The 6,687-nt window shown below is 39.7% G+C and carries 5 protein-coding genes and 2 pseudogenes; 5 read left to right on the top strand and 2 right to left on the bottom strand.

All coding sequences use genetic code 11. From position 1 onward, the window contains the following. The 3 genes from FTU91_RS16480 to FTU91_RS15140 all read left to right on the top strand — a co-directional run. Window positions 1-274 (top strand): hypothetical protein (locus tag FTU91_RS16480; protein WP_218944802.1); only part of this gene is annotated, 274 nt, incomplete at its 5' end. Between the two features lie 230 nt (window positions 275-504). Then, entirely contained in the window at window positions 505-879 is a 375-nt protein-coding gene (gene mobC, locus FTU91_RS15135) for a plasmid mobilization relaxosome protein MobC (protein ID WP_180082768.1), read from the top strand. Next, the gene (locus FTU91_RS15140) at window positions 876-2,750 is read left to right on the top strand and encodes a relaxase/mobilization nuclease domain-containing protein (protein ID WP_180082769.1); all 1,875 of its coding nucleotides are present in this window, start codon (window positions 876-878) and stop codon (window positions 2,748-2,750) included. Before mobC ends, FTU91_RS15140 begins: the two co-directional genes overlap by 4 nt. Before the next feature lie 71 nt (window positions 2,751-2,821). On the opposite strand, the pseudogene FTU91_RS15145 reads toward FTU91_RS15140, so the two are convergent. Both FTU91_RS15145 and lnu(G) read right to left on the bottom strand, forming a co-directional pair. Then, a pseudogene (locus tag FTU91_RS15145) lies at window positions 2,822-3,745 on the bottom strand (ISL3 family transposase); the annotation flags it as partial. A gap of 130 nt (window positions 3,746-3,875) precedes the next feature. Continuing rightward, window positions 3,876-4,679 carry a lincosamide nucleotidyltransferase Lnu(G) gene (gene lnu(G), locus FTU91_RS15150; RefSeq protein ID WP_002333496.1) on the bottom strand — a complete coding sequence of 268 codons (804 nt, stop codon included), beginning with the start codon at window positions 4,677-4,679 and terminating at the stop codon, window positions 3,876-3,878. A gap of 166 nt (window positions 4,680-4,845) precedes the next feature. Between lnu(G) and FTU91_RS16805 the strand changes: the two are divergent. Next, window positions 4,846-4,962 (top strand): annotated as a pseudogene (locus FTU91_RS16805) (transcriptional regulator); the annotation flags it as partial. A 533-nt stretch (window positions 4,963-5,495) separates the two neighbouring features. Next, a partial coding sequence (locus FTU91_RS15155; RefSeq protein WP_180082770.1) for a replication initiation protein occupies window positions 5,496-6,687 on the top strand: 1,192 nt, incomplete at its 3' end.

Consider the following 6,687-nt stretch of genomic DNA (forward strand, 5'->3'; position numbering starts at 1 on the left):
AGTTTATCGGGCAATTTCTGCAGAAAAATCCATTAAAAATACAGTAAAAAAACCGACAGAAAAAACACTTAAATATCATAGCTTTAACCCCCTATTTTGTGTCAATAGCTATCAGTGTAGTGTGCTCCTTATAAAAGAATTACGAAGTAATTCCCATCTTGTATGCGAGCGAAGCGAGCCAAAGCCTATTTTAAAGCCTCTAAATCTTAAAACTTCAAATATTCAAACTATAAAACATCCGAATATTCATATTCCTTTTGTTCTGCCCCCTTAAATAACTCAACATCAAATACCGCAATTACAGATAGCCTTTGAACTTGTATAACAACATTCGTACCGAACATTGTTATTACAAATTCAAGATGCTATTGTAATTAAGCAAGGATACACAATAGGTACTTTTTCAAATAACTACGTTATTTTCAAAGTTACCTATCGTGACCTTGTTCGAGGGGACAAGCCCCCCGAAACCCCCCAACCGCCTAGAACCAAAATGAGGTGACTATGGCAGAAGAACATAAACACGAAATTCAGTTTGAAAAGAAGAGACCAGTTAGAACGAAAGTTGTGAAAGTGACTTTGTTCGATTCAGAGTTCAAACTTTTGGAAGATAAAAATCCGTACAACTCTGTAGCAAAGCTATTGAGAGAGTCAGCTTTGAAAGCTGTTAAACAAGAAGAAGTACATACAAGTACATATTCAAAACTTGATCGAGATTTCATTCTTGAATTAAGTCGAATAGGTACGAACATCAATCAAATTTCAAAAGCGATAAATATAAATATTGCTAGAGATGAACCACTGGATGCAGTGAAGTTACTTCATTTGTTGATTGGTATTGATGAAACCTTGAAGCAACTCAAGGAGTCAGTTAAATGATTGTCGAATTTTTCAAGCGTGGTACAGGCGGATCTACAGGTCCCATAGATTATTTCCTTGGAAAAGATCGGAATCGAGAACATGCAAAAATACTATCAGGCGATTTAGAAGAAGTTGCAGAACTCATAGATAGCTCACCTTACATAAAAAAATATACAGCAGGGTGCTTATCCTTTTATGAGGATGATTTATCAGATGCAAAGAAAAAAGCCCTGATGGCAGCATTTGAAAAAACTCTTTTCCCCGGTCTTACGCCTGATCAATATCGAATTGTTTGGATTGAGCATAAAGACAAAGAGAATGCAGAAACTGGAGAGAAACGTTTAGAGCTTAATTTCTTAATTCCCAATGTAGAAATAACGACAGGCAAACGCCTACAGCCATTTTATGCAAAAGCAGATTTGAATCGAGTCGATGATTTTAAAAGTATTGTTAATCATAAATATCAGCTTTTTGACCCTGATGACCCGATGAATCGGAGATCAATCAAAGTTGCAAAGAATCTGCCAAAGGACAAAAAAGATTTTATTAGTGACATCAATATCGAAGTTGCTTTGGCAATCACTGAGGGATTAGTCAGTGATCGAGAAAGCCTTAAATCATGGATGACTGATATAGGTCTAGAAATAACACGAATCACTAAAAATCAAATATCAGTCAAAAATCCCAATAACCCAGAGGGTAAACCAATCCCACTGAAAGGCGAATTTTATGAGCAGAACTTCAGACATTCTGAGCAAAGCACAGAGCTTAAGAGAGAAGCATCAGAACGATATAGACAAGAAGCTGATAGCAGATATGCAAACTGCATTGAAAGATACAAAAAGCTTTGTGAATCAAAGAGTGAATACCATCTCGAACGATATGCAACAAGAGATAGAACAGACTCAGCAGAACTTACAAGACAACTTGAAGCACAAAAAAATAAGCCTGCAAACCAACATAGACAAGATGGGGCAGAGCTTGAGCGAGGACACGAAGAAGATGCAAGAGAGCTTACAGATTCAAATACAGAGCTTGAAAAAGGACTTGCAGACGTTAAACGCATTGAGCCAAGCAACAACAGAACAAGCGAAGCTGAAAAAAGCTCTTTTTTCATCGAATATAGTCTTGGCTTCGATAGCACTTATTTTGCTTATCACGAGCATCAGCTTCGCTTACGTCAGCAAGAGCAAGTACAACGATATACAAGCGATGAAAAACCAAGTCAATTACCTGAAATCACAGGGGGGGAGCATGAATATCAGCAATTGCAACAAACAGTTATGTATTCAAATCGACACGAGCAAACCGACGTACGAAGACGGATTCAGAATAGTGAAAGAGGTCAATTAAATGACGTTAGAAGCACAGTTATTGCAGATTATCGAGCAGCAGCAGCAGCAGCTCAAAGAGCAACAGAAGCAGCAAGAGCAAGCATTACTGCTCATTCAAACGCAGAACAAAACGATAAGCGAACTAGAGAGCTACTGCAACAAATTGATAACTCACTTCAATACGCTGACAGAGAAAGAAAAGGAGATGAAAAATCATATCAGACAGCTACAGAATCCGAAGCTGTCAGAGAGTTTATTACAGAACTTGGAGAGCAGCTTAACACAGCAATTACAGAGCCATTTAGAGCAGTTAGTGACAGGGTTAAATCTAAAGAACGAGATCAACGAACTATTGCCAACGATGATCTATACAGAAATCGAGAAGCAAACAGCACCATTGACCCAACAACTTCAAAGGAAACTGGACTCAGTGCAACAGTATCACGAAAAATTCGAGGGTTTGGTACAGAAAATATCTTCAAGGCTTTAGATGAACTGGATAGACGCAGAGAGCGCAGAAATGATCGTGGATATGATTCACCGAGTCCATTCTGACCCTTTCTTTTTCGGGTATACGGATTTAATGGTTGATGGGGCACCTTTACCCCACCAACCTGATACCATTATCAGATGGTTGATAGATCGACCCCGTAGTTGAGTTCCTCTGCGAAGTCCGGCAGTCCGTAACCGATGGTTTTCTTGTAGAACGGAGAGACCTTCGCGGTCGGGGCCTTCTTCTTGTGCTTCGTGGTGTAGAGCATTCGTGCCCGCATCACCTCGAAGGAGTAACCACGTCCTTCACGGTTCTTGTCCTTGGCCAGTCGGTTGATGGACTCCGTGTAAGCGTTGGTGACGGGCATGTCCGTCTCGAAGTAGGTCATGATCTCTTCGCGCCAGTTGCCTACAGCCCTGACCAGATCGCTCCAGACTTCCTTCTGGCCCTTCGGGATGGTGGCTATCCACTCGTCCAGGGCGGCTTCTGCCTGGGGCCGTGTGGTAGCGTCCCAGATGCCGTAGAAACGTTCCTTGTGCTCGTAGGCGGCCAGCAGTTGTGGGAATGCGCCGGTCCAGGTCTCCATGATGAGGCGTTCCCGGTTTGAGACTTCGTGAGCGCGTTTCAGCAGGATTTTCCGGTCACCCTTGAGGGTTCGGCTCTGGGAGGGCATCAGCTCCTTCCTGAGGCCCTTGCGCACCTTCTCCAGGGCATCGTTGGCCATGCGCACCACATGGAACTTATCGACCACGATGCGGGCCTGTGGCAGCACCGCCTTGACCGCTGCTCGGTAGGGATTCCACATGTCCATGCTGACGATCTTGACCTTCTGCCGGTCTTTCATCTTCATCAGGTAGTTGGTCATCACGTCCTGACGGCGGGTGGCCAGCAGGTCGAGCAGGGTCCTCTCCTCGATGTTGGTCAGGATGCAGCGGTAGCGCTTGTTCAGGTACAACTCGTCAATGCCGAGAATGCGGGGCGTCTCGAAGCGGTGCCAGCGCCCCAGGAATTCGGCGCGGGCGTTGAAAATGTCGCGTACCGTCTTCTCGTCCAGGCCCGCAATATTATCAAGAGTAAACTATTAAAAATCCATTAAAATCAATACTTTCACTTTGAGAACATGTATTTAAAGTAAATAACAATTAAAGCCTGTATCTTAGTTATCACTTGAGATACAGGCTTTTTATTTATTCGTTCATATAATTAAACAGTTTGCCTAAAAAATCATCGCTAATGGTTAATTGATACTGTTTTTCAACGAGATTTCGAAGTTCCATAACGAGAAGCAAAGAGTTCTTATAGGCTTCATATAGTTCTAATTCATTTAATCGGGCAGTAGTCTTTTTAAACTTTTCATAGTTTTCAGGACTAATTTCTTTTTCAAGATTCTTTGTCATATTAAACCAATTATCGGCATTTTCTTCCGCAATTCGAATGAGTTGTAGTATATTTTTTTGTAATTGAGATAAAAGTTCCAGTGAACGTGCATTTTCCCCTCTTTTAAGAACATTAATCCCCATTAACCATAGGTTGGAAAAATTATTCAATAAAAAATTTACGTTTTCTTCTGTAAGTCTATTTGGTCCCGGACCTTCCAACTCTGATAAATACAATTCTAGTTGTCCTGTTTCATCATAAATAAACATTGCTTTTGTGTCAGGAATGTAGCCTGATTCTTTGAATGAAGGAATAATATTCATTTCGTTTTCGGAAAGGAAATGAAATTCACCACGTATTAGATTTTCAAAAATTACTACTTCCGTACCGTACTCATTTTGATAGAGTAAAGTGTAGGAAGCGACTTCATTTAGCCATTTTGCTGAATCAAAGGTGGAAATTGTATCATCTTTTAGAAAAACGTAATATTCTATATCAGAGTATTGATCTCCCTCTCCTTTTGTAAAAGAGCCATACATCATACAAGCAGATATTCGTTCATCTGACTGGACAAGTTCCTTAACCCTTGCCATTAGTTCCTTTTGTTTTAACAATTCGATTCCTTCTTTCTTTATTTTGATTCAGGGAGAAATAAAATTAGTATATGGAAAAATGGGCAGACTAATCCTAAGTTTTTAAACTGAAATATACTATTTCATTTGTTAAAAATTAGATTAGTTCTTCATTGTCCACCCATCTCTCCTTTCGATTAATAGTATATATAGCCGCACGATTGTCTGTATACCCGAGTATGGGCACCTAGAGAATTTGATCGGTTTCTTACAAGAGGAATGTTGTGCAGGTGTCCGGATTGCGCATGAACCAGAACCGCTTTGACGCTTGCCCAGCTCTCGCTGTCCTCCCTAGTCAGCATCGCTATGAAGACTCAGGCGAAGGTGGAAACAGAAAATTGGCAGTAGAGTAGGCTGAAGAGGATCAATCAGATAATCCGCTGAGAAAGATTTTCTTCTTTACATCTTTGACATTTTATCAACCAGAAATTCCGGATACCCTCTTTTTCTGCGTAGAATAATAAGAATAATATTCTTATTATTCTGTACTCGAAAAAAAAGTGTCTTATTTTTGAACAAATTGCAGGTTTTGATGTGGTAACAGATTTATTTTTGCTAATTTTCAACGAATGAGAAAAAAAATCTTGCAATAGTTGTAGAGTAGATTCAAATTGAGAGCAGTTAGATACATTTTCTTGAATTAGAAAAAGTACAGACCAAAAAAAAGCCCAAGTTTTCGACGACACAAGGCTTCTTTCTGGCTTCATCAGTCGACTTGTTAGTAACTGAATCCACAATGTATTCGAATATTATGAAGTGGATACAGTGAATTAACAAGTCAAAACTATAGACTTGTTTATGCTAAAAACTGTAACAGCGTTTAATTTACGCAAAAAAGCCTTAATTTTTGAAGAACAACAGACTAAAAAGTCTGATCTTGACGCATCTCTTAGCGTTTTTCGTCTTTCAATTCCTGATAACTGTCCACTTTGGACTTCAAAAATTGCACTAACAGGTGAAAAACCGACTTGGCTTCACAAAGATGAGCCAAATTTTGCTGATTTCGCATACTTAAAAACAGCAACAGACTTTAAAACTGGCACTCTAATCATTGATATAGATCAACCCGTTGCAGACACGATTGAAGCAATCATTTACAGCACTTTAAATGCTCCAATTCCTAATCTAATTATTAAAAATCGAGCAAATAAGCATGTTCAGCTTGTTTACTGTCTTAAAAATTGGGTCTGTATTGATACAAGCAACAAAAAAGGCAACTACAGCGCAAAAGCACAGAGTCTCTATAAAGCCCTCAAACGCCATTTAAACGCCATATTTGGCGGTGATGATGCTTATCATAACTTTATCGCTAAAAACCCCTATAGCGAGCAGTGGGACGTTGTAGGGATGCGTTCAACAAGCTACGAGATGTATGAACTTGCCCGCATTTCAGAATTGGAAGTCAAAAGCACCACATTCATTGAGCGACTACAATCGAAGCAGACAGATAAAGTACTCAAACAAGCGTCAGATCGTGCAACAGTAAAAGAAGGGGAACGTAATGAGTTCTTATTTAATACTGTGCGTGTACGTGCTTATTCACTCTATAACAAGCATTCAAAAGATTGGACACGTCAACAGTTTGAGAATTGCATTAATGATTTTGCTCAAGAACTGAATCAATCGAAATGTAGTCCAGCTCTTGCAATTAGTGAAGTGGCTACGATTTGCCATAGTATCGTTAGCTTCTGTTATGGCTCATTTGGTGAACATCAGAGATATACGAAATCAGAAATTAGTGAGATAGCGTCAAAATGTGGACGAAAGGGTGGTAAAGCAAAAGGCTATAAGTACGCACAACAACGCCAACAAGCTCGTAAACTAGCTAAACAGGGCAAGAAAGCAAAAGATATAGCCGAAATAACAGGTTTATCACTTAAGTCAGTTTATCGGGCAATTTCTGCAGAAAAATCCATTAAAAATACAGTAAAAAAACCGACAGAAAAAACACTTAAATATCATAGCTTTAACCCCCTATTTTGTGTCAATA

The organism is Acinetobacter sp. YH12201 (genome assembly GCF_013418145.1).
Lineage (GTDB): Bacteria > Pseudomonadota > Gammaproteobacteria > Pseudomonadales > Moraxellaceae > Acinetobacter.